Origin of the sequence: Staphylococcus sp. HGB0015 (assembly GCF_000411275.1) — a bacterium.
In the GTDB taxonomy this organism is placed as follows: Bacteria; Bacillota; Bacilli; order Staphylococcales; family Staphylococcaceae; genus Staphylococcus; species Staphylococcus schleiferi.
On the sequence record NZ_KE150418.1, the window covers coordinates 610583 to 636522 of the forward strand.

21 protein-coding genes and 1 pseudogene are annotated in these 25940 nt (G+C 36.7%); 15 read left to right on the forward strand and 7 right to left on the reverse strand.

The genetic code is table 11. The annotated features are described in order from the left end of the window. Positions 1-171 precede the first annotated feature (171 nt). Complete coding sequence (locus HMPREF1208_RS09300; RefSeq protein WP_016426129.1) at positions 172-1689, reverse strand: M4 family metallopeptidase; 1518 nt, start codon at positions 1687-1689, stop codon at positions 172-174. A gap of 289 nt (positions 1690-1978) precedes the next feature. Between HMPREF1208_RS09300 and HMPREF1208_RS09305 the strand changes: the two genes are divergently transcribed. The 3 genes from HMPREF1208_RS09305 to HMPREF1208_RS09315 all read left to right on the forward strand — a co-directional run bounded on the left by HMPREF1208_RS09305 (position 1979) and on the right by HMPREF1208_RS09315 (position 4753). Beyond that, positions 1979-2860, forward strand: coding sequence for an SDR family oxidoreductase (locus tag HMPREF1208_RS09305; protein ID WP_016426130.1), 882 nt, complete (start codon positions 1979-1981; stop codon positions 2858-2860). A 225-nt stretch (positions 2861-3085) separates the two neighbouring features. Next, a complete protein-coding gene (locus tag HMPREF1208_RS09310) occupies positions 3086-4246 on the forward strand; it encodes an FAD/NAD(P)-binding protein (RefSeq protein ID WP_016426131.1) in 1161 nt (386 codons plus the stop codon). Positions 4247-4369: 123 nt separating this feature from the next. After that, the gene (locus HMPREF1208_RS09315; RefSeq protein ID WP_016426132.1) at positions 4370-4753 is read left to right on the forward strand and encodes an NUDIX hydrolase; all 384 of its coding nucleotides are present in this window, start codon (positions 4370-4372) and stop codon (positions 4751-4753) included. 62 nt (positions 4754-4815) lie between these two features. On the opposite strand, the gene HMPREF1208_RS09320 is transcribed toward HMPREF1208_RS09315, so the two are convergent. From HMPREF1208_RS09320 to HMPREF1208_RS09330, 3 genes are all read right to left on the reverse strand, one after another. Beyond that, positions 4816-5211 carry a hypothetical protein gene (locus tag HMPREF1208_RS09320; protein WP_037559440.1) on the reverse strand — a complete coding sequence of 132 codons (396 nt, stop codon included), beginning with the start codon at positions 5209-5211 and terminating at the stop codon, positions 4816-4818. 157 nt (positions 5212-5368) lie between these two features. Continuing rightward, positions 5369-6502: a sugar diacid recognition domain-containing protein gene (locus HMPREF1208_RS09325; protein WP_016426134.1), complete on the reverse strand. Its 1134-nt coding sequence runs from the start codon at positions 6500-6502 to the stop codon at positions 5369-5371. A gap of 779 nt (positions 6503-7281) precedes the next feature. Then, positions 7282-8268 (reverse strand): YeiH family protein, encoded by a 987-nt coding sequence (locus tag HMPREF1208_RS09330; protein ID WP_016426135.1) that lies wholly within the window; start codon positions 8266-8268, stop codon positions 7282-7284. Positions 8269-9371: 1103 nt separating this feature from the next. Between HMPREF1208_RS09330 and HMPREF1208_RS09345 the strand changes: the two genes are divergently transcribed. Further along, the gene (locus tag HMPREF1208_RS09345) at positions 9372-9551 is read left to right on the forward strand and encodes a hypothetical protein (RefSeq protein WP_016426138.1); all 180 of its coding nucleotides are present in this window, start codon (positions 9372-9374) and stop codon (positions 9549-9551) included. Between the two features lie 489 nt (positions 9552-10040). Here HMPREF1208_RS09345 and HMPREF1208_RS12680 read toward each other — a convergent pair whose 3' ends face one another. Beyond that, positions 10041-10262 (reverse strand): rolling circle replication-associated protein, encoded by a 222-nt coding sequence (locus HMPREF1208_RS12680; protein ID WP_420833315.1) that lies wholly within the window; start codon positions 10260-10262, stop codon positions 10041-10043. Between the two features lie 462 nt (positions 10263-10724). On the opposite strand from HMPREF1208_RS12680, the gene HMPREF1208_RS09360 reads away from it, so the two are divergent. The 9 genes and pseudogenes from HMPREF1208_RS09360 (at position 10725) to HMPREF1208_RS09400 (ending at position 20109) form a co-directional block, all read left to right on the forward strand. Next, entirely contained in the window at positions 10725-12368 is a 1644-nt protein-coding gene (locus tag HMPREF1208_RS09360) for an alpha-keto acid decarboxylase family protein (protein WP_016426140.1), read from the forward strand. Between the two features lie 567 nt (positions 12369-12935). Beyond that, the gene (locus tag HMPREF1208_RS09365; protein WP_016426141.1) at positions 12936-14339 is read left to right on the forward strand and encodes an anthranilate synthase component I; all 1404 of its coding nucleotides are present in this window, start codon (positions 12936-12938) and stop codon (positions 14337-14339) included. Next, positions 14336-14920, forward strand: coding sequence for an anthranilate synthase component II (locus HMPREF1208_RS09370; protein ID WP_016426142.1), 585 nt, complete (start codon positions 14336-14338; stop codon positions 14918-14920). The genes HMPREF1208_RS09365 and HMPREF1208_RS09370 overlap by 4 nt, the downstream gene beginning before the upstream one ends. Continuing rightward, positions 14904-15908, forward strand: coding sequence for an anthranilate phosphoribosyltransferase (trpD, locus tag HMPREF1208_RS09375; protein ID WP_016426143.1), 1005 nt, complete (start codon positions 14904-14906; stop codon positions 15906-15908). The genes HMPREF1208_RS09370 and trpD overlap by 17 nt, the downstream gene beginning before the upstream one ends. Beyond that, positions 15905-16684 carry an indole-3-glycerol phosphate synthase TrpC gene (gene trpC, locus HMPREF1208_RS09380; protein WP_016426144.1) on the forward strand — a complete coding sequence of 260 codons (780 nt, stop codon included), beginning with the start codon at positions 15905-15907 and terminating at the stop codon, positions 16682-16684. The genes trpD and trpC overlap by 4 nt, the downstream gene beginning before the upstream one ends. 1 nt (position 16685) lies before the next feature. Next, on the forward strand, positions 16686-17315 hold the full coding sequence (locus HMPREF1208_RS09385; RefSeq protein WP_016426145.1) for a phosphoribosylanthranilate isomerase: 630 nt from the start codon (positions 16686-16688) through the stop codon (positions 17313-17315). Next, on the forward strand, positions 17312-18517 hold the full coding sequence (gene trpB / locus HMPREF1208_RS09390) for a tryptophan synthase subunit beta (protein WP_016426146.1): 1206 nt from the start codon (positions 17312-17314) through the stop codon (positions 18515-18517). Before HMPREF1208_RS09385 ends, trpB begins: the two co-directional genes overlap by 4 nt. A gap of 2 nt (positions 18518-18519) precedes the next feature. Continuing rightward, a pseudogene (gene trpA, locus HMPREF1208_RS09395) lies at positions 18520-19250 on the forward strand (tryptophan synthase subunit alpha). A 145-nt stretch (positions 19251-19395) separates the two neighbouring features. Continuing rightward, a complete protein-coding gene (locus HMPREF1208_RS09400; protein ID WP_016426148.1) occupies positions 19396-20109 on the forward strand; it encodes an HAD family hydrolase in 714 nt (237 codons plus the stop codon). A gap of 104 nt (positions 20110-20213) precedes the next feature. On the opposite strand, the gene HMPREF1208_RS09405 is transcribed toward HMPREF1208_RS09400, so the two are convergent. Next, complete coding sequence (locus HMPREF1208_RS09405) at positions 20214-20642, reverse strand: 6-pyruvoyl trahydropterin synthase family protein (protein ID WP_016426149.1); 429 nt, start codon at positions 20640-20642, stop codon at positions 20214-20216. 980 nt (positions 20643-21622) lie between these two features. Here HMPREF1208_RS09405 and HMPREF1208_RS09410 point away from each other — a divergent pair. Next, complete coding sequence (locus tag HMPREF1208_RS09410) at positions 21623-23401, forward strand: ABC transporter ATP-binding protein (protein ID WP_016426150.1); 1779 nt, start codon at positions 21623-21625, stop codon at positions 23399-23401. After that, positions 23398-25176 (forward strand): ABC transporter ATP-binding protein, encoded by a 1779-nt coding sequence (locus HMPREF1208_RS09415; protein ID WP_016426151.1) that lies wholly within the window; start codon positions 23398-23400, stop codon positions 25174-25176. Before HMPREF1208_RS09410 ends, HMPREF1208_RS09415 begins: the two co-directional genes overlap by 4 nt. Before the next feature lie 226 nt (positions 25177-25402). Here the strand turns inward: HMPREF1208_RS09415 and HMPREF1208_RS09420 are convergent, their stop codons facing one another. Further along, complete coding sequence (locus tag HMPREF1208_RS09420; protein ID WP_016426152.1) at positions 25403-25831, reverse strand: pyridoxamine 5'-phosphate oxidase family protein; 429 nt, start codon at positions 25829-25831, stop codon at positions 25403-25405. Positions 25832-25940 lie beyond the last annotated feature (109 nt).

Below are 25940 nucleotides of genomic sequence, written 5' to 3' on the forward strand. Positions count from 1 at the left end.
GGGAGCGGAACAGGTTCAAAATAATGACTGTTCCGCTCCTTTATCGATTCAGTTCAATGTATTGAGGGGTTTATTGAACAACTTTTAACAACATCAATTTTTATCTATATTTGGAAAAATAAGCGTTTTTATATGTTATGGCAATACAGTTACAAGGAGATGAAATGTTTTTTATACGCCAACATCTTCCCAAGCTTGAGCAACTTGACTCGCTACATTTTGTCCATATAAATCTAAAGCAGATTGATATAGAGATGCTTTTGCATCATTGAAATTAGAAGTTGAAGTTAAATATTGAGATAAGGCTCTGTAATAAATTTGTTCTGAACGGTCTTTACCGATACGTTGAATCGTATTGTAAGCTGCTTTGTTCGGAATACCTGAATTTGTGTGAACGCCACCATTATCACTTGAAGTATGGACATATTGACTCATATGAGAAGGTTGACCATATTGTTCTGGTGAAGACATGCTACGTAACGCATCGCCATCACGTCCTGGCGTGTATGCATCTTCCCCAATTAAGAAATCTTCTGAATCTACAAAATAAGCGAATACGTCAGAGAAACTTTCATTAAGTGCACCTGGTTGGTTGCGGTATACGAGGTTTGCTGTACTTTGTGTCACACCGTGCGTAATTTCGTGTGCAACGATATCATTCGCAGCAGATAAGTTTGTAAAAGTTACACCATCGCCGTCACCATAAATCATTTTATCGCCAATCCAAGCGGCGTTATTACGGTTGTCTTGTCCATTAAAACGGTTGACATGCGTAATAGATACAATTGGACTATCTTTATCGTCATACGAAGCACGACCAAATTTCGTTTTGTAGTAATCGTAAACTTGTTTCGCATAGTAGTTTGCATCTACACCTGCGCTTTGATATTTATCTGTAAAGTTTGTATCTCTATCAGTAATTAATTGAGCGGAGCCTGTTGCTTCATTAACTGTATAAGCAGACATAACAGCAGGTGCTGTGACATCTTCTAAACTATAACCATTACCAATACTGTTAATGTTGATCTCTTTAGTATCACCTAGTACCCCACGGCCAGTTCCTTTTGCAGCGGCATGCTTAATTAAATTCGTTTTTTCAATAATTTCTCCAGTTTGTGCATCGACTTTAATATCCCAATGGGCAACATCTGGTTTTGTCATAACTAATTCAATGTTATAAACGAATTTATTCTTTTCACCATCGATTTCGACTTTGTTTTCTTTAACAACGTGATCATCAATATTTTTAGCTTCTGATGACTTGACATCAACACTTTGGAATGCACGGTCGATGGCTTTATCTTTTGAAATTTCAACTTCGTTTGTCGGTTTGACTTTTTTAGCTTCAACTTCACCATTGACAAGAACGACTTTATTATCTTTATTCACGTGGACTTTGACTTCTTTGTCTGTCGCAAATGCACCATCAACAACGGGTTGTAATGTGTAATGTGTAAAACCAAGTTTGTCCTTTTCTGCTTTAACGACTTCGTAATCTTCATAGTTCTTTTTAATGTCGCTAGGTAATTCTTTAAGCACTTCGTGTGCTTCAGATTGACTATGAACAGGTTGTTTAAAGTCATGTTTGAGAGGAATATCGGCTTTCGATTCAGCGTGAGCAGTGTCAGAGATAGGTAAAAGACTTAAGCATAAAGAACTAGATAATACTAATTTTGAAATTTTATACATTTTATCAACTCCATTAATTTTTAATACAACAGAAGTTTAATAAAATTATAAGTTTAAAATACAAATTTTGCCTAAGTGTAGATAAATAGTTCGTAGATGTTAAAATTTTTTAAAAAATAAGATATTTATTCGACAATGAAATTTTGTTTTTAAGATTTATGTTTATTTGTTAACTATTTAATAAGTAAAACTATATATAGATGACGATACAAATAATTTTATAGGTGTGTATGTTTTTAAACACATAAAAAGGGAATGGAAATCATATACTATTGAAAGGGGTTTTATCATGTCTAATAATAATCCGTTGAAGCAATTTTTTAATGGTGATTTTGAAGAACAACCTCAAGAATATCCTGGGATTCAAAAACAAATGACGCCTGTCCCAGATTGTGGAGAAGAAACATATGAAGGTGCCAATAAATTAAAAGGTAAAAAAGCATTAGTGACTGGTGGCGACTCAGGTATTGGTCGTGCTGCTGCAATTGCATATGCCAAAGAAGGCGCGGATGTTGCGATTGCTTATCATCCAGATGAACAAGAAGATGCTGAAGAAGTCAAAGCAGTGATTGAAAAAGCAGGTCAAAAAGCGGTATTACTGCCTGGTGATTTACGTGATGCTAAATATGCAAAACAAATGGTTAAGGATGCCCACAGTCAATTAAATGGACTTGATATCCTTGTATTAAATGCAGGTATGCAACAATATGAATATGAAATTGAAAACTTAGCTGCAGATCAATTAACAGATACATTTGAAGTCAATGTTTTCTCAAATATTTATTCAATTCAAGAAGCATTGCAATATTTTGAACCTGGTGCGAGCATCATCGTAACTGCATCTATCCAAGGTGTAAAACCGAGTGCACATCTAGTGGATTATGCGATGACAAAAGCTTCTAACATTTCAATGACGAAAAGTTTAGCCGCACAATTAGGACCTAAAGGCATCCGAGTTAATGCGGTTGCTCCAGGCCCTATTTGGACACCACTTCAAGTAAGCGGAGGTCAACCACAAGAAAGCCTTCCAAAATTTGGTCAAAATCAACCACTGCAACGTGCAGGTCAACCTGTTGAACTTGCAGATGTCTATGTGTTACTTGCGTCAGACAATGCAAGCTATATTACAGGACAAGTTTATGGTGTAACAGGTGGTGCACCGATTAATTAATCGGTTTACACGTACACACATCTTTTTATATAAGAGCCAGAAGTCGAGCGTATTTCGATTTCTGGTTTTTTATGCTGGATTTCCTTTGCAGTTCGAGAGTCATCCATTGTCAGATGCTTTAAAAATCGAATCAAAAGCGCTATTCGCATAAATAAACAGTTGATTTGAGAACGAATTTCATTTATCATAAATCGTAATTATTACTATTTTAGATAGGTGAAAAAGATGACATACGAATGGGTTATTATCGGAGGTGGCGTACAAGCGACAACGATTGCGTTACAATTAAGAAGCCTGGGGCTACCGAAAGAACAATTGAAAATGATTGATCCACATGAGCGATTGTTAGGACAATTTGAAATGCAAACGGGGCGAATTGGTATGCCTTATTTAAGATCGCCATTAGTGCATCATTGTCATCCCGAGCCGTTTGATTTGAAAAAATTTGCGAAAAAAGAAGGCTATGTTCAGGCGATGATTGGACAATATCAACGGCCACGTTTGGATATGTTTTTTGATCATACGCGTTATTGGATAGATGCATATGAATTAGAAACATGTCACATTTGTCAAAAGGTGCGACACCTTTGTCAATGTGATACGTTATGGGAAATTGAATTAGAGGATGGGCAAAAAATTAAAGCGCAACAATTAATTTTAGCGATGGGAACACATCATACGCCATTCATACCTCAAATATTTCAACATCAACCTGATGTTCAACATATTCATAGTGAACAATTAGAGCCTATTGCTGAAGTTTCACATGTGGTCGGCAGTGGGATATCAGCTGGACATTTAGCTATCAAATTGATTAAAGAAAATCAAGATAAGACGATTCATTTGTGGATGAAGAAAGACTATGAGATCCATGATTTTGATGCAGATCCGGGTTGGTTAGGTCCGAAAAATATGAAACATTTTCAAGAAGAGCCACTTTCTGAACGCGCGCTTGTTAATCGCCAAGAACGCCATAAAGGTTCGATGCCTAAAGATATGTGTATGACTTTAAAAAATTATGAAAAACAAGGTCGATTGATTGTTCATCATACAGCCATTGATCACGTCGAAGATCATATGATTATCGCGGGAGACTTAAAAATGCATTATGATGGCATTTATTTAGCGACAGGTTTTGTGCCAGATTTAATGACACAGCCTTTACTTCGAGACATTTTGGCTTTACCAGAAGCACAATTAGTCTCAGGTTATCCTCGTATTTCAGATGAGCTAGAATGGTTACCCCATTTATTTGTCTCAGGAATGTTAGCCGATTTACAATTAGGTCCTTTTGCGCGAAATATTATGGGAGGCCGTCAAGCTGCATTAAGAATTGGAAAGGTTTATTCAAATCGAATCGCAACGTATCAACAAGCAGTAAGTTAACGCTCATGCCTCGTTTCAGTTGGACATTCAAATTGCGTCATAATGCCATTCGTTATAAGATGAGAATATGTGTGTAAAGATGTCTTATTCTTTAAAAACGATTGGAAAAGGGGAGTGGCAAGCATGATTAAGTGTGTTTGTTTAGTAGATAGAAAGGCAGATCACTTACGCTTGGTTCAAGTGAGACATAGAGATAAAATGTACTTCCCAGGCGGCAAAATTGAACCGGGTGAAACGATGGAAGCGGCATTAATTAGAGAAGTGAAAGAAGAATTACAGTTAGAGTTTAAACCTGAAAATATCATTTATGTCGGAACCGTTGTAGGACAAGCTTATCCGCAACATGATGAGCAAACGGAATTGAATGGCTTTAAAGTGAATCATGCTATTGATTGGTCTCGCGTTTCAATCAATGCAGAAATTACAGATATTGATTGGGTCCATATAGACGATGTCGACCGCATTGCACCGGCTGTTCAGCAATGGATTGATACTTACGAACGTTAAAAAATAAAACAGCTTATCGCTATTTTCCAATAAATTGGAGCTAACGTAAGCTGTTTTATTTTTTATTGCTTGATTTGGTATAGATTAGGATAAAAACCAATTCGAGGGAAATTAAAGCCTATCGTTTTAATTTCAGCTTTTTTACCTTCTACAATATCTTCTTGAATGCTTTGGCTATTAAATTTACCATGCAACAATATATCATCATTTTGAATTTTTATCGTCTCTTTACCATGTTTTAAAACGATAAAACGACTTGTTCCAGTCGTTAGACCATGATTTTCTTTATATTTTTCAACGACGACCCCTTGATAAGTTTTATGATTTAGTTCAGGTATAACGGTTGCCATACCTATAAAAAGAATCGCAAGGATAAAAACTGTGACAAAAATAATTTTCATCACCTTTGGGCCGACCTTTTCAAAAAAAGAATTAATCCATTGCTTAATTTTATTCATTAAAATCGCTCCTAACACCCGCATTATATCTAATAAATGACGACATGCATAGTCTGCAGGCACTTTGAATACCGTAAATGACATAAAAAAATCATGAGGTCGAAGCCCTATTCGGAAATTGGATTCGACCTCATGATTTATTTTTTTATCATTTGAATTAGCATTGTGCACTTTCATATAAGATTTGTGCGATTCGTAATAATACAATCCCGTCTATCGTATTGGGGTCCCATCCTGTAATTTCATGGATTTTTTTAATGCGATAGTTCAGCGTATTGCGGTGAATAAATAAGTCATTTGCCGTTTTGACGAGTTTACCGTGATTTCTAAAGTAGGCCTCAATCGTTTCATTGAGATATTTATCTTCTCCAAAATCTAACAATTTTTTGTAGTTAGACACAAGTGACATTTCATTCGACGGCGTGAATTTTTTAATGTTATTACAAATTGTCGCCAGTTCATGGCTTTTATACGTATGCAAGCCTTCTTGAATTTTTAAATCGTGCATCAGCACTTTAAGGGCTGTCGCCTCATTATAAGATTGTATGAGTCCTTGTAATCCGTTAGTAATGGAGCCAAGTGTAATTAATGTGCGGGAAAAGATGTCATCTTTCATCTCACTCTCAATGGAGGCTCTGATTTCAGATTGTGTTTGACCACGATTGTCATTGGATTTGAGTATGAATACATATTCAGAAGGAGAAATTTCAATAATGTCATCGCCTGGTAATTTCCAGTCTTCTAAAGCGCGGCGCAATGTCATGATTTTCGTTTTACTTGTACTATTAATCGAGATGAGTGCGACAGTAAAGTCTTCATTTAAGCCTAACTTTTCAATGACATTTTTACGGTTATAGGCTTGGATTTGTCGCTGTGGATTAAATAATATATGTGCAAGCATCTGTGTTCGAGATAATGTTTCTTCAAAGCGCGTGGAACGTTCGAATTCTTGTTCGACGATGAACTCTGCATTTAATTTTAATAAATGTGAATAAATTCTAATTTCATCTGGCTCTCCTACTACAAAAAGTGCGCCGTACGTTTTCCCACTATGTGTAATCGGAATAATGACACCAGTCTGTTTAACCTTCCAAAATTTCATATCCTCTTTTTCAATATCGATAGGGAGATTTCGTTGTATAGAATGGCGGGCAGCAGGGTAAAAAACGCCTATTTTATCTGAATTTGATGTTGCGATGACGTAACCGCTTCTATTCAGGATCAGTACATCTGACTTAATAATTGATGATGCTTTTTTTACGACTTTTTGAGCCCAATGTTGTTTAATCATTAATTCCAGCTCCTATTGTTATGTATTTCGCCAGTAGGATGTGAAAGCATCCTCCTTTATAAAAGAGATAAAAATACAGCAGACTTTATGTCAACGATGTGTATTTTTTAAGCATGACTATGCTCTAAATCTTTTGATAGGGAAGAGAATAACACGATTTAACGTATCCGCTCTGGTTTAAAAATTTTTTTCAGAATCCCTTAGTCATTTTCAATATATGAATCGATATACCATTGTTTGAAACAAATTGTTTTCATCAACAATCAAAACCCATCAATGAAACTATCATAGCATTTGTTGTAGTGACACACTAGAAAACAACTTGATTCTATTTATAAAGATTTTTATTTAAAACAATGTTTCGTACGTGTTTCATATTATTACATTTCCGTTACGTCTATGCTTAAAACATAATTTCGTTAAAATTGTTAAATAATTTAAAACTTAGATTAATATCCAAAACATAAAAGTATGAGTCCATATTTGAATGTGAATAAGTTTCCTTGATTGTACATTTTACCTATTCTTATATCATAAAGCACATTTATCTTCATATGCAAATTATATTGAATATTTTTTTGAATTTATAAATACTATTGATTTTACATTTGTACAAGGTTTTGTACTGTGGATTGAAACTGACAAATGGTGATTCAATCTTCATCTTTACAAGAGTTAACAGAAAAACCGAATAAGAAATGAAAACATGAAAAAACAAGCAAAGAGCAGACTGAAAAAAACAAATCTAATTGATTTCTGTTCCCCTTGCTTGTTCATTTTTATAGCATTCCGAATAGGCTCAACACAATAAGGCTTGTCACAATTAAAGCAGCCCAAGTTAATAGGCCAAGCAAAATAGGTCTTAGCCCTGCTTTTTTAAATTGACTGAATTTCACAGATAATCCGACACCCGCTAAAGCGACAGTGATAAGAAAGAGCGCAATCATTTTAAAAATTTGAATGACATCATGTGAAAAGTTAAACAGCGTACTGATGAGTGAGGCTACAATAAACCAAATAATAAATCCTGGAACCGCACGAATAATGGTAGGACGCTCCCCTTGTTTTTGAGCTTCTTGCCGTTGTGTAACCCATAGGGCAAGAATAATCGTAATAGGAATAATAAAGAGTGTTCGTGTTAGTTTAACAATCGTTGCAACCTCAAGCGCTTTTGATCCGTAAAGGGCACTCGCAGCGACAACACTAGACGTATCGTTGATCGCTGTCCCACTGAAAAAACCAAAAGCTTCTTGACTCATATGTAAAAAATGACCGATTGGTGGAAAAATAATCACTGCAACTAAATTGAATAGAAACACGGTTGATAAACTAAAAGCAATGACCTCATCTTTGGCTTTAATGATTGGACTTGTTGCTGCGATTGCAGAACCCCCACAAATAGATGTACCGACGCCTATGAGTATACCGGTGTGGGTATCAATTTTTAATAGTTTAACACATACTGTAACAACGACGAGCGCGACGAGTAGTGTCACGATAAGGATTGGCAAAGATTTAAGTCCAATGGAACCAATCGACTGAAAGCTAAGTGTGAAACCGAGGGCGATAATGCTGTAATGTAATATTTTTTTACTGCTGAATTGAATCCCTGGTTTTAACGTTTGCGGCAATTGAATACAGTTATTTAGCACCATACCAATAAGCATTGCGAAAATGGCACTTCCTATAATAGGAAAGAAATGACCGAGCAATGTGGCAACTATCGCAATACTCAATGTAAGCATGAGACCTTTAATTTTAGACACAATGGACCTTCCTTTCTCAAATTGTTAAGTCATACATTAATGCACGAAAACACAATCAATGGGTGATAAATACGTGACTATTTTTAGCGCAATTATTATGAATTGGAAACAATTTGAACACGATGATGTACTAAAGTGCGCAATCAATTACTTTGAATCAAGTAAGAAACGGGCAACCCACCCATCAAAAATTTTTGCAACTCCTCCATATTTTTTCATCATCTTCAACAAACTTAATTTTGTTACTCAAGACAAAAAAACTCCTTTTCAATTTTTATTTAATTTAGCTATAATATAGCACTAAGAGCGTGTACAGTCTAATCAGACTAGTACACGCTCTTTTATTATTTATTCCAATTTCCTTTTGACTTGGAACCTTTGAGCTATATGTTTTTTAGTTGGTGTTAACTTGGTTTAATCCCAATTCAACCCCACCAACTTTTACAGACAAGCTGTAATAACATATAGCTCTATTCCAAGCACAAAAATTTTTTCGGCATAAAGGTAACGCTACTGTTTATTTTCATCTTGCTTCTGATGATTATATTCTTTTAAATAAATCAGGGAAAATATCAAAAGGAACAACGGAATCACAAAAACCCACAAATTTAAATTCCATGTATACAAACAATATATAATCCCCAAATCAGCTAAAAGAAAAGCCACAACAAAAACAAATAAAAAATTAAAAAACTTCATAAAAACCCTCCCTATTTGAGTTATAACTACAAAAAACTAAAAATAAAAAGATACAGGAGAACAAAAAATGAAAAACAAATTGATAATATGCATTTTATTCACTTGTTTAATTAGTTTTAATTTACTAAAAACACAGTCAGTTGCCAACGCAGAAACACAAGATAATTCTTAGTTATCTACTTATGAAGAAGATATAATAACAAATGATATTTCAATTACTGAAGAAAATGGAGACAAAATCTGCTTTGAAAGCGAAGAAGATAAAAAATGTACTTGAAGAAGATAAAAAAATGTACTTAAATAACCAAAACAACAATATATAATCAAGAGCCGTTGATTTATCACAAAAAGTAAAAACTATATCTTCAACAAGATACAATATGAGATTTTCGGGATATTCTAATATGACTCCTAATTGGACAAAAGCCTCAAAATACACAACACATGCAGGAAGATCTTTAAAATTTAGTACAGGTGCCCAATATAAAGGTATTAATCTCACTTTAGGATTTGGTAGAACTTATGGTGTAACAACAACAATAAAAGCAAATTCAAAACGATATAGTAGATTAGCAGGTTACTAAGATATAACATTAACGAAAAAGCAAAGAATATATTATCAAGCCGAGACAAAAATTAATACTGTAAACTTTGTAACTCAAAAAACACATGCAAAATATGTGAAAGTAAAATACAAATGATTTTTAGTATAACAACACAAATGAAAATATAATAGCATCTCAGTCCAACACTATCGCGTCGCTTTGCGTTCATGCGCGCTGCCCAAACGCTTAACGGGTTCCACCCTTTGCGTTTTCACGGTCGCAAAGCATATTATCATACTCTAAGCACCCAAATATCACACACATCTGTGCTATAATTAGGCTCTATCACTTTATCTTGCTCATCACGCATGAAATCCATTATAGAATCATTAGAAACACCATATATAGTTGGTAATGTTAAATTATTACTACTCCAATATTTACGTTTGTTTTTTCGTGCGGGGGTATTTAATAAATCTTTCGTAATATATTTCGTTACATAACTACTGATTTTTGATTTAGAACGCATCATATGCACATTCGAAAAACCATGTCCCCAATCAATACAATTATAAATCTTTTGTTTTTATGTGTTTTACCTGAATCAATTAAATTAGGCTCCAAATTGTCTGTTACCATGTGCCAATGTACTAAACCACTCTTATGCCTTTCTGGTATAGCTATATACATAAACGGCTTATCACTTTTTCTAGAATGTCTTTTGCGCATCTTATTTAACCATTTCCGCATTTCAACAAAACGATACTCATCTTCAACCGATTCAACACATTTTTTTCGGATCAAAAGTAAGAGTCCAAAACATATCAAAATGATTATTTAAAACCAAATCTTTAATCTTTGTTTTCCCTTTAAACATATATCTTTTTTGATTATCTAAACGTCTTCCCCACTCAAATAAGGGGAGGAATCTAATCCGTTTTTTTTGGTGGATAGAAACAATGGATTTTTGACGCTTATTTTTATATTTTATGACAGTTAAGCGCCCGTCGTTATAAGCTTTTAACTTATATTTGTAATCATTAGTACAGTCGCTAATGTGTCTGTTAAGTTGCCCGCATGTTAAGTGCAGAACGGCGTTTATATTATTTCAATAGAAGATTTAGTGCTATTAGGTCAATATCATTGACTTATTTAAAAGTGACGTGTAGAATTCTAATTGTAAAAAAAATATCAATCAAGGACGGGATGAAAATGAAAAAAAGAGTAGGACAATTTTTATTTGACGAAATTGCAAAACACGGTGTTGATAAAATCTTTGGTGTGCCTGGAGATTTTAACCTTGCCTTTTTAGACGACATTGAATCACATGAAACCTTACAATGGGTAGGGAATACAAATGAATTAAACGCGAGTTATGCAGCAGATGGCTATGCACGTATCAACGGCTTAGCAGCCATGGTAACCACATTTGGAGTAGGAGAATTAAGTGCAACAAATGGTATTGCAGGATCTTACGCTGAGAATGTGCCGGTGATTGCCATTACAGGTGGCCCTACAACAGTCGTTGAGAAAGCTAAAAAATATGTCCACCATTCATTAGGAACAGGTATCTTTGATTCATATCGTAAAATGTTTGCACATATCACAGAAGCACAAACGTATTTAACAACAGATAACGCTTTAACAGAGGTACCTCGAATCATCCAAGTCGCAATAGAAGAAAAACGCCCTGTACATGTTCATTTACCTATCGATACAGCGATGAAAGAAATTGAAGTGCCAGATCAAATTGAATATCCTGAAGTAAAAGCGTCAGAGGACTTATCAAGTATCATTGAAAAAGTAACTGACACACTTCAAAATGCGAAACAACCGACTTTAATTGTAGGACATCAAATCAATAGCTTTGGTTTACAAGATCAAGTTCAACAATTAGCTGAACGTTTAAACTTACCCGTTGCACAGTTATCACTTGGGAAAGGTGCTTTTAATGAAGAAAGCCCACAATATATGGGTATTTTTGATGGCAATATTGCAGATGAAGCGATTCGTGATTATGTAAATGGTAGCGATGTCGTCATTACTTTAGGGGCAAAATTAACAGACTCAGCTACTGCAGGTTTTTCTCAAGAATTTAAAGATGACGTTGTGATGATTTTAAATCATCGTCAAGTTCGTATAGGAGCATTTGAATCGACTTCACCAGCACTTCCTGAAATTGTGGAAGCACTTGGACAAATCGATTATCACTATGAAGGTCAGTTCCCTCAATTTGTATGGCCAAAAGCTGAAAATGTAGACTTAAATGATGAACCGTTAACACAAGAAAATTACTTTAAATTAATGCAAGGTTTTCTTAAAAAAGGTGATGTTGTTTTAGCTGAACAAGGTACGTCATTCTTTGGTTCATATAGTCTGGGTATTGAAGATTCAACAACATTTATTGGTCAACCTTTATGGGGTTCAATTGGTTACACATTGCCATCTACTTTAGGAACAACATTAGCTGCACCAGAACGTCGTAACATCTTACTTATTGGTGATGGCTCTTTACAATTAACAGTACAAGAAATTTCAACAATGATCCGAGAAAAAATGAATCCAGTTATTTTTGTCATCAATAACGATGGTTACACTGTTGAAAGAAAAATTTATGGTGAAAAAGCACATTATAATGATATTCAAATGTGGGATTACAAAATGTTACCAGCTGTATTCGGAGGCCATGATATTCCAACTTATGATGTGAAATCAACAAAAGCCTTAAAAGAAACAATGGATGCGATTGAACAAAATCCAAATACAATGCATTTTGTAGAGGTCCACATGGATGTGATGGACGCACCAGAAAAACTGAACATCATTTCAAAAGCCTTTGCAAATCAAAATAAATAGGCAAAACCATTACTAAATTCTCTATATTCTGATGATTTTCAAAGTCAGTTGTTGACATGAGATTCTGAATGGTGTTATAGTAAGCCTTAACTTAATATACGTTAGATTGAAAGTAGTTTTTATCGTTTGTAGCATGCAGAAAGCTAACGGTTGATGAAAGTTAGCACGGCGTTAAAAATGAATTGGGCAATCACGCATTAACGTAATAATTGAATCTTGATTTTAAAAGCGAATATGGCACAGTAGTCATATTAACTAAGGTGGCACCACGGTAACGCGTCCTTATAGAGGATGGGAAACCGTGGTGTTTTTTTTATTTTTTAGTGAGATATAGATAAATAGTGAGGTAAGATGAAGTAGTTTGAATCATCGGTAGCATCAGAAAATAGACGGTTGATGAGAGTCTATACCGACTTCAAATGAATTGGGTTTTACTGGAAGCAGCCAATTTTATAAAATTTTGAGTGAACGGAAGTATATCTGTTAACAAAGGTGGTACCGCGTGTGAGCGTCCTTTTTTAAGGAGACACACGCGTTTTTTTATTTTAAAAATTGAGGGGGAGAACAATGAAGATCCTATATCGCATTTTAGATGCACCCATTAATCCAGAAACACTAGCACGACATAGACAACAAAAAATTGTATTAGAAAGTGCCACAACATCTCAAACCAAAGGACGTTATTCAGTTGTTGCGTTTGATGCGTATGGTGAAGTGACATTGACTGAAGCGGGTTTAAATATTTCGACGCCTCAATATTCAAAATACGACACAGACGCGCCGTTTGAAAAACTAAAGGCATTTGTAGGCGCGCATCAATCAGATATTACGTATGAAGCATTACAACAACTTCCTTTTATTTCAGGGTTCATGGGTTACTGCAGTTTTGATTTAGTGCGACATGCATTTCCCATACTTCAACAATATCCAGTTCAAGGAGAAACAGAAGACGTCCATTTTTACATGATTGAATCGGTCTATGTCTTTAATCATTATAAAGAGCAGATTTATGCGATTGTGACGAATCTTTTCTCAGGTGCTTCAGAGCAAGAGATGGCACAACGTTTGGATGCGATGATTGATGTATTTAATCACATTCAACTGTTTGAAGAGGAAATAGCATACAACTTGCCACAACGGAAAATTGAAACCAATATTGACGAAGCGACTTTTATCAATCAAATTATGCAGTTTAAAAAATTAATTCAAGAAGGGGATATGTTTCAAGTCGTTCCTTCTCGAGTTTACAAATATGCACACGGCTTTGGTCATCATTTGCATCCATTAACGTATCGGCTTTATCAAAAATTAAAGCGTAAAAATCCAAGTCCTTATCTGTTTTACGTAAATATGGGAGGACCGATTTTAATCGGGAGTTCGCCAGAAAGCTTCGTTAAAGTAAAAGAGGGCAAAGTCATGACCAACCCAATCGCAGGCACAATTAAAAGAGGTGCGACAGAGGAAGAAGATTTTAAACATGCGCAAATGTTGTTGGAAGATGAAAAAGAATTAAGCGAGCATCGCATGTTAGTTGATTTGGGGCGTAATGATATTTTGCGAATCGCTCAACCTAACTCATTAGAGATACCGAAGTTAATGACGATAGAACGCTATGAACATGTTATGCATATTGTGACAGAGGTCATAGGTGAAATTGATGCCAAGCGTTCTCCTCTTGATATTATTGCGAGTCTTTTACCTACAGGAACAGTTTCGGGTGCGCCGAAATTACGTGCGATTCAACGTATTTATGAGAATCACCCGTATAAAAGAGGCGTTTACAGCGGGGGTGTAGGTTATATCAATTGTGATCATACGTTGGATTTAGCCCTAGCCATTCGAACGATGGTCATTGATGATAACGAGGTCCATGTCGAAGCGGGTTGTGGGGTTGTCTATGACTCTGTGCCGGAGAAAGAATTAGAAGAAACGAAACTCAAAGCGAAAAGTTTATTGGAGGTCACACTATGATATTAGTCATCGATAATTATGATTCCTTCACTTACAACCTAGTGGATATGTTACGTCCATTTGATGATGTGCGCGTTCTTTATCCAGATGATGCATCACTCTTTGATTTGAACCCAGATGCAGTCGTCATCTCGCCCGGACCGGGTCATCCAAACGATAGCGATGATTTGCATCGGATTATTCAATCGTTCGAACATGTACCTATTTTAGGGATTTGCCTTGGGGCTCAAGCCCTCTACTGTTATTACGGTGGGGAAGTGAACGTTGCACAGAAAGTTATGCACGGTAAAATTGATCAGTTATCTTTTGATGCACCGAGCGCTTTATACAATGGGATTTCAGAACATTCTGACATTATGCGCTACCATTCACTGATTTGTGAAGAAACCACATTACCCGCTTCGTTATTAATTACAGGACGTACGCGAGATAGCATTCAATCATTTGAACACCGAAGTCGGCCACACTTTGGTCTTCAATATCATCCAGAGTCTTTTGCAAGTCAAGATGTGGCGAAGGTTGTTGAGAATTTTATATCCATCGCAAAGAAAGGTGTGAAGTCACATGACATTGCTCAATAAAATAATGAATTTTGAAACGTTAAATGCAGATGATATGGCATTATTCGTCAATACTTTAATCTCTGAAACAACTCCGATAGAAGATAAAGTAGGATTGCTCGTCGCATATACGATGAAAGGTGAAACAACTGACGAGTTGTATGCATTATGTGCGCGTTTGATTCAAACCATGTATGAAGAACAACCACAATATGCAGGAAGTATGTGTGTCTGTGGCACAGGGGGAGACGGATCGAATAGTTTTAATATTTCTACGACCGTTTCATTTGTTGCTGCAAGTGGCGGCATTCATGTTGTCAAACATGGAAATAAAAGCGTGACTTCGCAGTCGGGTGGCATGGATATTTTACAGGCAATGGGAATCCCAACAACGCCAGTTCAGCAAGTTTCACAACAATTGGCGACATCCCGTTTAGCATTTGTCAATGCGACAGAAGCATATCCATTAATGAAAAATATGCAACCTGTACGTAAAAAATTAGGTCGGCCGACGATTCTGAATTTGATCGGCCCTATCATTAATCCTTATGCCTTAGATTATCAAGCAATGGGGGTCTTTGATCCATCAAGAATGGTGAAAATTGCAGAGGTGCTTCAAAAATTAGGACGTAAGAGAGCGATTGTGATGCATGGTGCAAATGGCATGGATGAGGCGACGTTATCTGGAGAGAATCAAATTGTAGAAATGAACCAACATACAGGGATTGACGTTTATACCGTTAATGCCATGGATTACGGATTGCGATACGCGCCTGATGACGCTTTAAAAGGAGGCACACCTGAACAAAATAAGCAAATTAGTTTAGATATTTTAAAGGGAAAAGATCGCTCTTGTCGGAGAGATGTGGTGTTATTGAATGCGGGGATTGCTTTCTATACTGCTGAAAAAACAGCATCTATTCAAGACGGCATTATCTATGCGGCTGAATGTATTGATTCAGGTGCAGCTTATCACCAATATGAACTAGCGAGAGGTGTCATCGTATGAGTATCTTAGACGAAATCATCACATATAAAAAAGCATTATTAGCAGAGGGCTATTATGAACAGAAATTGGCTCAGATAGATGCCATTAATGTGGCGCACAAGCCACGCCTTGCGCAACTGCTTGCGGAGGATTCGAAAATAGGTGTCATTGCAGAAATTAAGTCAAAAAGTCCAACAGTGTCAGACATTCCTGAGCGTGATTTAACTGAACAACTGCAACTTTATACGGAAGGAGGAGCTTCGGCCATTTCTGTTTTAACAGATGAAAGGTACTTTGGAGGCAGTTACGAAAGGTTGATAGAGTTAACACAGCAAACAAACTTACCCGTACTTTGTAAAGATTTTATTGTCGACGAACGCCAAATAGACCTTGCGCATAAAGCAGGGGCCTCGATTATTTTATTAATTGTCCATGTTTTAACAGATGCACAACTCCAACAATTATACCATTACGCGACTGAATTAGGCTTAGAAGTATTAGTTGAAGTACACGACCGTGAAGAGCTTGAGCGTGCACATCATCTCAATCCACAACTGATAGGGATTAACAACAGAGATTTGCGCCGCTTTAAGACTGACGTTGCACACACCTCTCAAATACTTACGCGTAAGCAAGCGGGTGTGCATTATATTTCGGAAAGCGGTATTAAGACTCCTGCAGATGTCGCTCAACTGATTTCCACAGGTATTGCAGGCATTTTAGTAGGAGAATCATTAATGAAAGCAAAAGCACCTCAAAAACAAATTCAAGCTTTTAAATTAACAAAGGGTGTCTAATATGTATTTAAAATATTGTGGTTTTACGAGACGACAAGATATTGAAGCTGCGATTCAATGTGATGTATCTGCAATCGGTTTTATTACTTATCCTAAAAGTGCACGGTACGTTAATTTAGAAACATTGCACAGACTTTCAAAGCAAGTGCCCGATGACATTGATCGCGTGGCTGTGGCTGTAAATGCTTCAATGCAAACTTTACAAAATATCGTTGAACAGACGAATATTAACACCCTCCAATTTCACGGTGATGAATCTGTAGAGACATTACGTACATTTAAAAAACGCTATCCACAGATACAAGTGTTCAAAGCACTTCCTGCTGACGACATGTTGCGTTCTCATATGATGTTGTATCGTGACGCTGTTGACAAGTTTTTGATTGATACGCCCTCACAACAGTTTGGTGGGACAGGGGAAGTGTTTGATTGGTCATATTTAAATGACTTACCCGAAGCAAAGTACCTGATTGCTGGGGGATTAAATACACAAAATGTAGCGCAATTATTAAAAACGCATACACACATTGACGGAATCGATATTGCGAGTGGTATCGAAATAGATAAAGGCATTAAAGACCCAATCAAAATGAAACAGATGTGTGCAATTGTGAAAGGAGCAATAAGATGAAACATATTCAATTAGAAGTAGATGAAAATGGATTCTTTGGAGAATATGGTGGCAAGTATGTACCAGAAACATTGATGCCAGCGATAGATGAACTCAAGAAAGCCTACTTAGAGGCGAAACAAGATGACGCATTTCAAGCCATGTATCATGACTATTTAAAACATTATGTAGGACGTGAATCTCCATTAACTTTTGCGGCATCTTATACTGAACAACTTGGCGGCGCTAAAATTTATCTTAAGCGCGAAGATTTAAATCATACGGGTGCACATAAAATTAATAACGCACTTGGACAAGCCCTTCTAGCGAAAAGAATGGGCAAAAAGAAATTAGTTGCTGAGACAGGCGCAGGACAGCATGGTGTGGCCAGTGCAACCGTTGCGGCATTATTTGATATGGAACTGGTTGTTTTTATGGGAAAAGAAGATATCCGTCGACAACAGTTAAATGTATTTCGTATGGAATTATTAGGGGCTAAAGTGGTGCCTGTGACAGATGGGCAAGGAACGTTATCGGATGCTGTCAACAAAGCATTACAATATTGGGTGGCGCATGTTGAGGACACACATTATCTATTGGGTTCAGCGCTTGGTCCAGATCCATTTCCGACAATGGTACGTGATTTTCAACGTGTGATTGGTGATGAAATTAAAGCGCAACTTGATGAAAAAGAACAACGATTACCTGATGCGATTGTAGCTTGTGTGGGTGGCGGTTCTAATGCGATAGGGACTTTCTATCCTTTCGTCAATGATGAAGCGGTTAAGCTGTACGGTGTGGAAGCAGCTGGAGAAGGCGTGCATACCGACCGTCATGCGCTAGCCATCAATAAAGGAAGTAAAGGCGTGCTGCATGGTACTAAAATGTATCTTATTCAAGATGAACAGCATCAAATTAAATTAGCGCACTCAATCTCAGCTGGGTTAGATTATCCTGGTGTTGGACCTGAGCACAGTTATTATCACGATATCGGTCGTGTTGACTATGTGACGGCAGATGATAAGGAAGCTATGGACGCATTAGTTCGTTTCACACAAGCGGAAGGAATTATTCCAGCAATTGAAAGTGCACATGCATTGAGCTATGTAGAGAAACTTGCGCCTAAAATGGATAAAGATGAAATCCTTGTGGTTACAATTTCAGGTCGAGGCGACAAAGATATGGAAACAATTAAAAATTATCTTGAAGAAAGGGAGCGTTAATCATGACTACGAAGCAATTTGTCGCTTATATCATGGGGGGCCTCAGTTTATTGACGAACTTAAAGCTTTAGATGAAATAGGTGCTGATTATGTTGAAATAGGGATTCCATTTTCTGATCCTGTCGCTGATGGGCCTGTCATTATGGAGGCAGGACAAGCTGCTATTCAAGCTGGTATGACCGCACAGAAAATTTTAAACCAATTAAAGGCGGTACAGCATGAATTAAAGACACGCACCATTTTAATGACCTATTATCACACTATCGAAACGTATGGTGAAGCGGCATTTATAAAAGATGCCGAAGCAGCAGGTGTGAAAGGTCTGATTATTCCAGATTTACCTTTTGAATATGTGCAACAACTAAAAGCACGTCATCCAGAGCGTCAGTTGCAAATCATTTCCTTAATTGCGATGACAGCTGCAGCTTCACGACGTAAACGTATCGCAGCGTCTGCGGAAGGCTTTATCTATACGATTACAATGAATAAAGTGACAAGGCAAAATGGTCATTTTCATCCTGAACTCAAAAACAATATTTTGGATGTTAAAGCACAGAGTAAAGTTCCTGTGTTTGCTGGTTTTGGAATCCGAACACCCGAACACGTGCGTGAAATTATAGAAGTGGCAGATGGTGTCATTATCGGTAGTGAAATTGTAAGACGCTTTAAAGAAGAGGGAATCGACGCGACAAAAGCGTATTTAAAAACAATTAAAGTGGCTCTTGAGTCGTAAGAAACATAGTCCTATTATTTGATCATTTTAATGAACAAATAAAACGATTAAACGGTTTGAAAAACTGTTCATGCCGATGTGGAAATTATATAATAATCTCAAAGATAAACGGATTGAATTGCGACGAATATAGGGGGTGTATTGGATGATGAAGGTCATATTATTTGATTTAGATGACACGCTTTACAATCAATTGGAAGCTTTTGAATTTGCATATCATCGTCATTTTGCGGATAGTGATATTGGTGCAGAAACATTGTATCGCCACTTTAGAGTTTATAGTGATGCATTATTTGAAGCGACACAAACTGGTGAATTGTCACTGAAGGCTATGCATATTGCACGCATTACACAAGCAGTGCAAGATTTTGATATTGATTTACCAGAGCGCATGGCTATTGCGTTCCAACAGGATTATGAAGCTGCACAACAACATATCAACTTATCAGAGACGATGACACAAATACTCAACTTTTTAACGTCTCAACAAGTTGAATTAGGTATTTTGACAAATGGTGAATCTAATCGTCAACGTCGTAAAATAGCAGCATTAAAGTTAGATGCTTTTATTCCTGAATCACATCAATTTATTTCTGCAGATTTCGGTCTATCGAAACCAGAACGAGACCTTTTTAAAGTTGTCGAGCAGCAGTTAGAGGTTGCCCCACATGAAATTTATTATATCGGAGACCATTTTGACAATGATGTCATCGGTGCCATTGATGCAGGTTGGCATAGTATTTGGTTTAATCGTCGAAACCGGCCTATGACGCATCAGCAATACCACCCTGACCATATTGTGATGACCGAAGAAGAGTTATTCCAAACCATTAAAGCATTGTTCGAAACAAAACAATAACTAACGATGCGGAACGTCAACACCCCTATCTTTTCAAAATGATGAGAAGATGGGGGTGTTGTTGCATTTCAATGCTTTATAGATAACGGCAAGATTCAGTCTATTTATTGTGCCATAATATTACGTGTTAATTTTGTGCCTTGATCAGGTGTTTCAAATAATGTGATTGTATTCAATGAGACGCCTTCTGGTAGGTGCGCATGGAATTGTTGCCAAATCCAATGGGCAATATTTTCTACAGTGGTGTTCATTTCAGGTAAAGTATCGTTAATCAACTGTCCTTCAAGTTTAGGCGCTAAATAATGGTTATAGACAGCATCGATTTCTTTAAAGTCCACAGCCATCCCTTGGTCATCTGTTTTTGACCATAGTTCAACCTCTAGTTGATACGTATGTTGTTCTAAATCTACATAGCGTGTATCAGAAAAATAAACACGATTATCACACGTGAACGCATAATGCTTAATAACAATGAGCGTTTTGTGATGGCGTGCAAAATGTTGCGGTGGACGTACATAATCGAATTTTGTCATGTTGTTACCTCATTTCCTCTCTTTTTTATTAGCTTAACATATGAACAATAAAGTTGTGTAGCCCTCTCCGTTTTGCTGCTATGTCATCCATTTTTTCACCCGGCTTATCTCGCTTTGTTTATCATTCGTTTTAAATGGCGCAATCACTTTTATGAGTCTCAATGGTAAATATCGCATTAACTCCCACCTTAAATTCTAGCCTATAGATAGCTACTCATAGGCAGTGCAGATTGTATTTCCTAAAAATTAAAGCAATAAATACAAGATCGTCATGTTGGGCGAGATAAAGTATGATAAAATGGTTTAAAATGTTATCGAAATATTTTGACATTTAAACGTAGTCGAAGGGGGAAGCAGGATGAAGGATGAGCAGAAAATGGAAAGTGTAAAAAGACAGCGTGCTATAATAAGAGGGCTTAGTAAAAAGGTGGAAGTTAGAAAAATTGAGTGGATATGATACCGCTGGTAAATGTAGAAGTTTTCATTAAAGTATCAAAGCATAGATAAATAAAGAGTGTCTAATTTATTTGTGCAACGCGTAAAGGGCTTATCTCAGCACATAGCATAGCTTTAGAAAGGGGCGAAAACATGTAGGATGTAGATAAGGTTTAAAGCGAATTGCGTCGAGCGTTTGTGTCAATAATAGCGCAAAAGCGCATAACCATCGCTTTAACCATTCACGTTATGGATTAGGATAGAGGTTTCTTAATCTATGAAATGATTCTAGCCAAACAATAGAATAGTAGCGATCCAGATGATATAAGCGACACTGGTATCTATGTCTATGTAGCCCTTGCTCACGCGCCCCCAGAATAGGGAATAGAAGAGACGTGAGTGTTTCGTAAAATGGATTTGATGTTGTTTTAACGATGATGGGTGCATGGTTTGAATAGAATACAGTAAAAGCGTGTCGATGCTATTGTTCTTAATACAAACCAATATGAAAGTACAGTCTGTGCTTAGAAAGAGTAGGTGGCAACATGAAAGTTTTTAAGCAACTCGGGTGGTTTTTCAAGCAAGAAAAATGGCGCTATATAAGTGCTCTGATTGCTTTAGTCATTACAGCTTTATGTAGCTTGATTCCACCGCAAATTATAGGTTTTGTGATAGACCATATCGCACAACACACGTTGACACCTCAAAATTTAACAATGTATCTTGTGATTATCTTTATTGTCGGTTTAGCAGTTTATGCGTTACGTTATTTTTTGCGTACGCGATTTTTTGGCGCAAGTGCAAAACTAGGAAGAATTTTGAGAAATCAACTTTATGAAAAATATACACGTATGAGTCCATCGTTTTATCAAAATTACCGTACGGGTGATTTAATGGCGCATGCGACAAATGATATTCGAGCGGTGCAAAATACTGCGGGTATCGGTGTGTTTACGATATCTGAAGCAGTCATTACGGGTGGCATCACATTAATAATGATGTGTGTGACGATTAGTCCCAAACTGACACTCATTATGATGATACCTTTGCCATTGTTGGTTATATTGACGAGTTATTACGGCCACTTGTTGCATAAGGGTTTTAAAGAAGCGCAAGGGGCTTTTAGTCAATTAAATGATAAAACGCAAGAAAGTATTGCAGGGGTCAAAGTGACAAAATCTTTTGGTTATGAACAAGCAGATGAAACGGATTTTCGACAATTGAGTGACCGTGTCGTAGCTAAAAACTTAGTTGTATCCAAAATTGATGCACTTTTCGATCCTACAATTGAATTGGTCATTGGTGCAAGCTACCTTTTAAGTGTGGTTTTTGGGGCATTGATGGTGATTCATGATGCCATCACGATTGGTCAACTCATTACCTTTACGACTTATTTAGGTATGCTCGTTTGGCCGTTATTAGCGCTTGGATTTTTCTTTAATATCGTTCAAAGAGGGTCGGCATCTTATGACCGGATACGCAAAATAGAAAGTGTACAAAGTGATATTGTGACAACATCTCAAACATCGGCAGTTCCTGAAGGTGATATTGATTTCAATATTGATACATTTCAATTTGAAGGCGAAACAGAACCTGATTTAAAAGATGTTCATTTCCAAATTAAACAAGGGATGACGTTAGGGATTGTTGGACATACGGGCTCCGGTAAAAGTTTATTAATACGTCTTTTACTTCGTGAATTTGATACGAAACACCCTGAAGATATTCAGTATGGTGGACGACCTATCCGTGATTATGAAATTAACAAACTTAGAGGGCAGTTCGGCTATGTACCACAAGAACATTTTCTATTTTCATCAACAATTCGCGGGAACATCGCATTTAGTCAACCGGATGTTGCAGATGAAACAATCTTTCATGCTAGTTCAATGAGTCATATTCATCAAGACATCTTAAGTTTGCCTGAAGGTTATAACACCGTTGTCGGAGAGCGAGGCGTTTCATTATCAGGCGGACAAAAGCAACGGATTTCCATTGCACGGGCGTTAATGACGGATCCACAAATTTTAATTTTAGATGATGCCCTATCCGCTGTAGATGCAGAAACTGAAACAGCCATCCTGAACAATTTGAAACAAGAACGTCAAGGTAAAACAAATATTATTACGGCGCATCGGATGAGTGCGGTCATGCATGCAGATATGATTATTGTAATGCGACATGGCACTATCATTGAGCGGGGGACACATGAACAACTCATGGCAAATGAGGGTTGGTATGCGGAGACGTACCGTTCACAAGCGATGCAAAGTCGTCTTACCCACGATTTAGAAAGTGAAGTTGATGGAGGTGAGCGAAAATGATGCAACAAGACGTTAAATCTCAATTGACGACGAAAGAACAAACACAAACTTTAATGCGACTTATTCGTTATACATTTCCATTTAAAAAGTTAATTTTTCTAACTTTAGCAATGCTCACTTTTTCAACGATGGCAAGTATGTCAGTCCCTTATCTTGTCAAAATGTTTATTGACCAATATTTAACACCGCAACATTTCCCGAGAAATGAAATTACGATTTTGTTAGTCGTTTTTGTTGCAGTTGAATTAATAGGGGCAGTCACTACGTATTTAAGTATTTATTACTTACAATATCTCGCATTTAAAGTCATCCAACAACTGCGTATTGATGCTTTTCATAATATCAGTCAATTAGGAATGAAGTTTTTTGATGAAACGCCGAGTGGGAGTATTGTTTCGCGTTTAACAAATGATACTGAGGCAATCGTCGAAATGTTTACAGGCGTGCTATCTTCCTTTTTAATTGCATTTTTCATGATTATCGCAAGTTTTGTCATGATGTTTGTTTTAGATATTCGAATGGCGTTTTTCGCAATGTTGTTTATCCCGATTGTAATTGTTGTGCTCGCAATATATCGGAAATATGCCTCCATTTATTTCTATGAAACACGTCAGCGCTTGTCTGATTTGAATGCCAAACTAGGTGAATCTATAGAAGGTATGAAAATCATCCAAGTGTTTAATCAAGAGCGACGTTTACGAAATGAATTCGAAGCCATTAATACATCACATTATCAATATTCAATTAAAACAATACGTTTAGACGGTCTATTATTACGACCTGCGATTACGATGTTATCAACATTTGCAATCGTTGTGATATTGGCGTATTTTGGTATTTTAAGTTTTTCAACCACTGTCACAGCAGGGGTGGTGTATGCATTTATTCAATATATGCAACGCTTCTTTGAACCTGTCAACCAAGTGAGTCAAAATTTAAATATTTTCCAACAAGCCATAGTTTCAGCTAGTCGTGTTTTCAAAATGATGGACGACCCCACTTTAGCGCCGTTACAAAATGCGCAAAGTGAAGGTGAAATTAAAGACGGAAAAATTGAATTTAAAGATGTTTCATTTAGTTATGATGGCCAACATGATGTACTTAAAAATATTTCATTCACAGTGGAACCCGGCCAAACAGTAGCTTTAGTAGGTCATACGGGTTCCGGTAAAAGCTCTATCATTAATTTATTTATGCGCTTTTATGAATTTAACCGTGGTGAAATTTTAATTGACGGGCAATCGATTAAAGATTTTCCACCGGCACAATTAAAGCGAAATATCGGACTTGTGTTGCAAGATCCATTTATGTTTTATGGAACGGTCGCTTCTAATATTAAGCTATATCATCCGACGATGACCCAAGAAGAAATAGAAGCAGCAGCCCAATTTGTCCATGCAGATGAATTTATTCGTCAGTTGAAAAATGGCTATGCGCACGAAGTAATTGAGAAGGGGAGTGCTTTCTCAAGTGGTCAACGTCAATTAATTGCTTTCGCAAGAACGATGGCGATTCAACCTAAAGTGCTTATTCTTGATGAAGCAACGGCAAATATTGACTCAGAAACGGAAGAAGCGATTCAACAGTCACTCAATCGTATGCGGACTGGACGAACAACGATTGCAATCGCGCACCGTTTATCGACGATTCAAGATGCCGATCAAATTTTAGTGTTGAATAAAGGGAAAATTGTAGAAAGAGGAACGCATGAATCCTTAATTGCGCAAGAAGGCATTTATTACAAAATGTATCAATTACAGCTTAACGGCGCGTAATGTACAGAGGCAGTATACAGAAGCATGTGATGTCATGTAGTTCTGTATACTGCCTTTTTGTGTGGAATACGGCTATATATAAGGACTAGCCATTTGATATAAGCAAAAACATAATAATGGCGGCAGTTGGAAATTGAAAGCATTTCCTCGACCGCTCCCGAATAAGTTAATGATTCAAAAACTGACAGCTTCCTCAGTGCGCGCTTAATAAATCTGAACGAATGAATTAAAGGGCACTGACGTCAATTTCGAAAGGTGTATCTAAATCTTCACTGTTGAGCAGCTTGATATGTGATGGGATGACACGGATAACAACTAAATCCGGATCATTTTTTGAATCAAAAAATGTTTTATCCTGTTCTTGCCATAACCAGTCTATTTCTTTTGAATTCGTAATAATATCAATTGTACCATCGATTTCGACATAAGGATGACCAGAACCTTCTTCATAACCAAGTAATACGTGTGCTTTTGGATTTTGTTTTAATTCTTCAATTTTTTGAGAAGAACGGCTTGTTTTTGTATATAAATCTAAGTCGTCATTATAAAAAATCATATAACGACTATTAGGCTCATTGTTAATTGCAGTAGAAAGAACACCGATACGAGACTTTTCAAACACTTGTTTCATTTGATCAATAACTTTTTGTTTCATTGATTTTTCACCTCAATGTATCCATACCCTCCTAAAGTAGAATCAAACGAAAGCATGGAAAGGGGGCAGTACGAGTCAAAGATTACTGGATGAGGCTGTACCCTCGAAC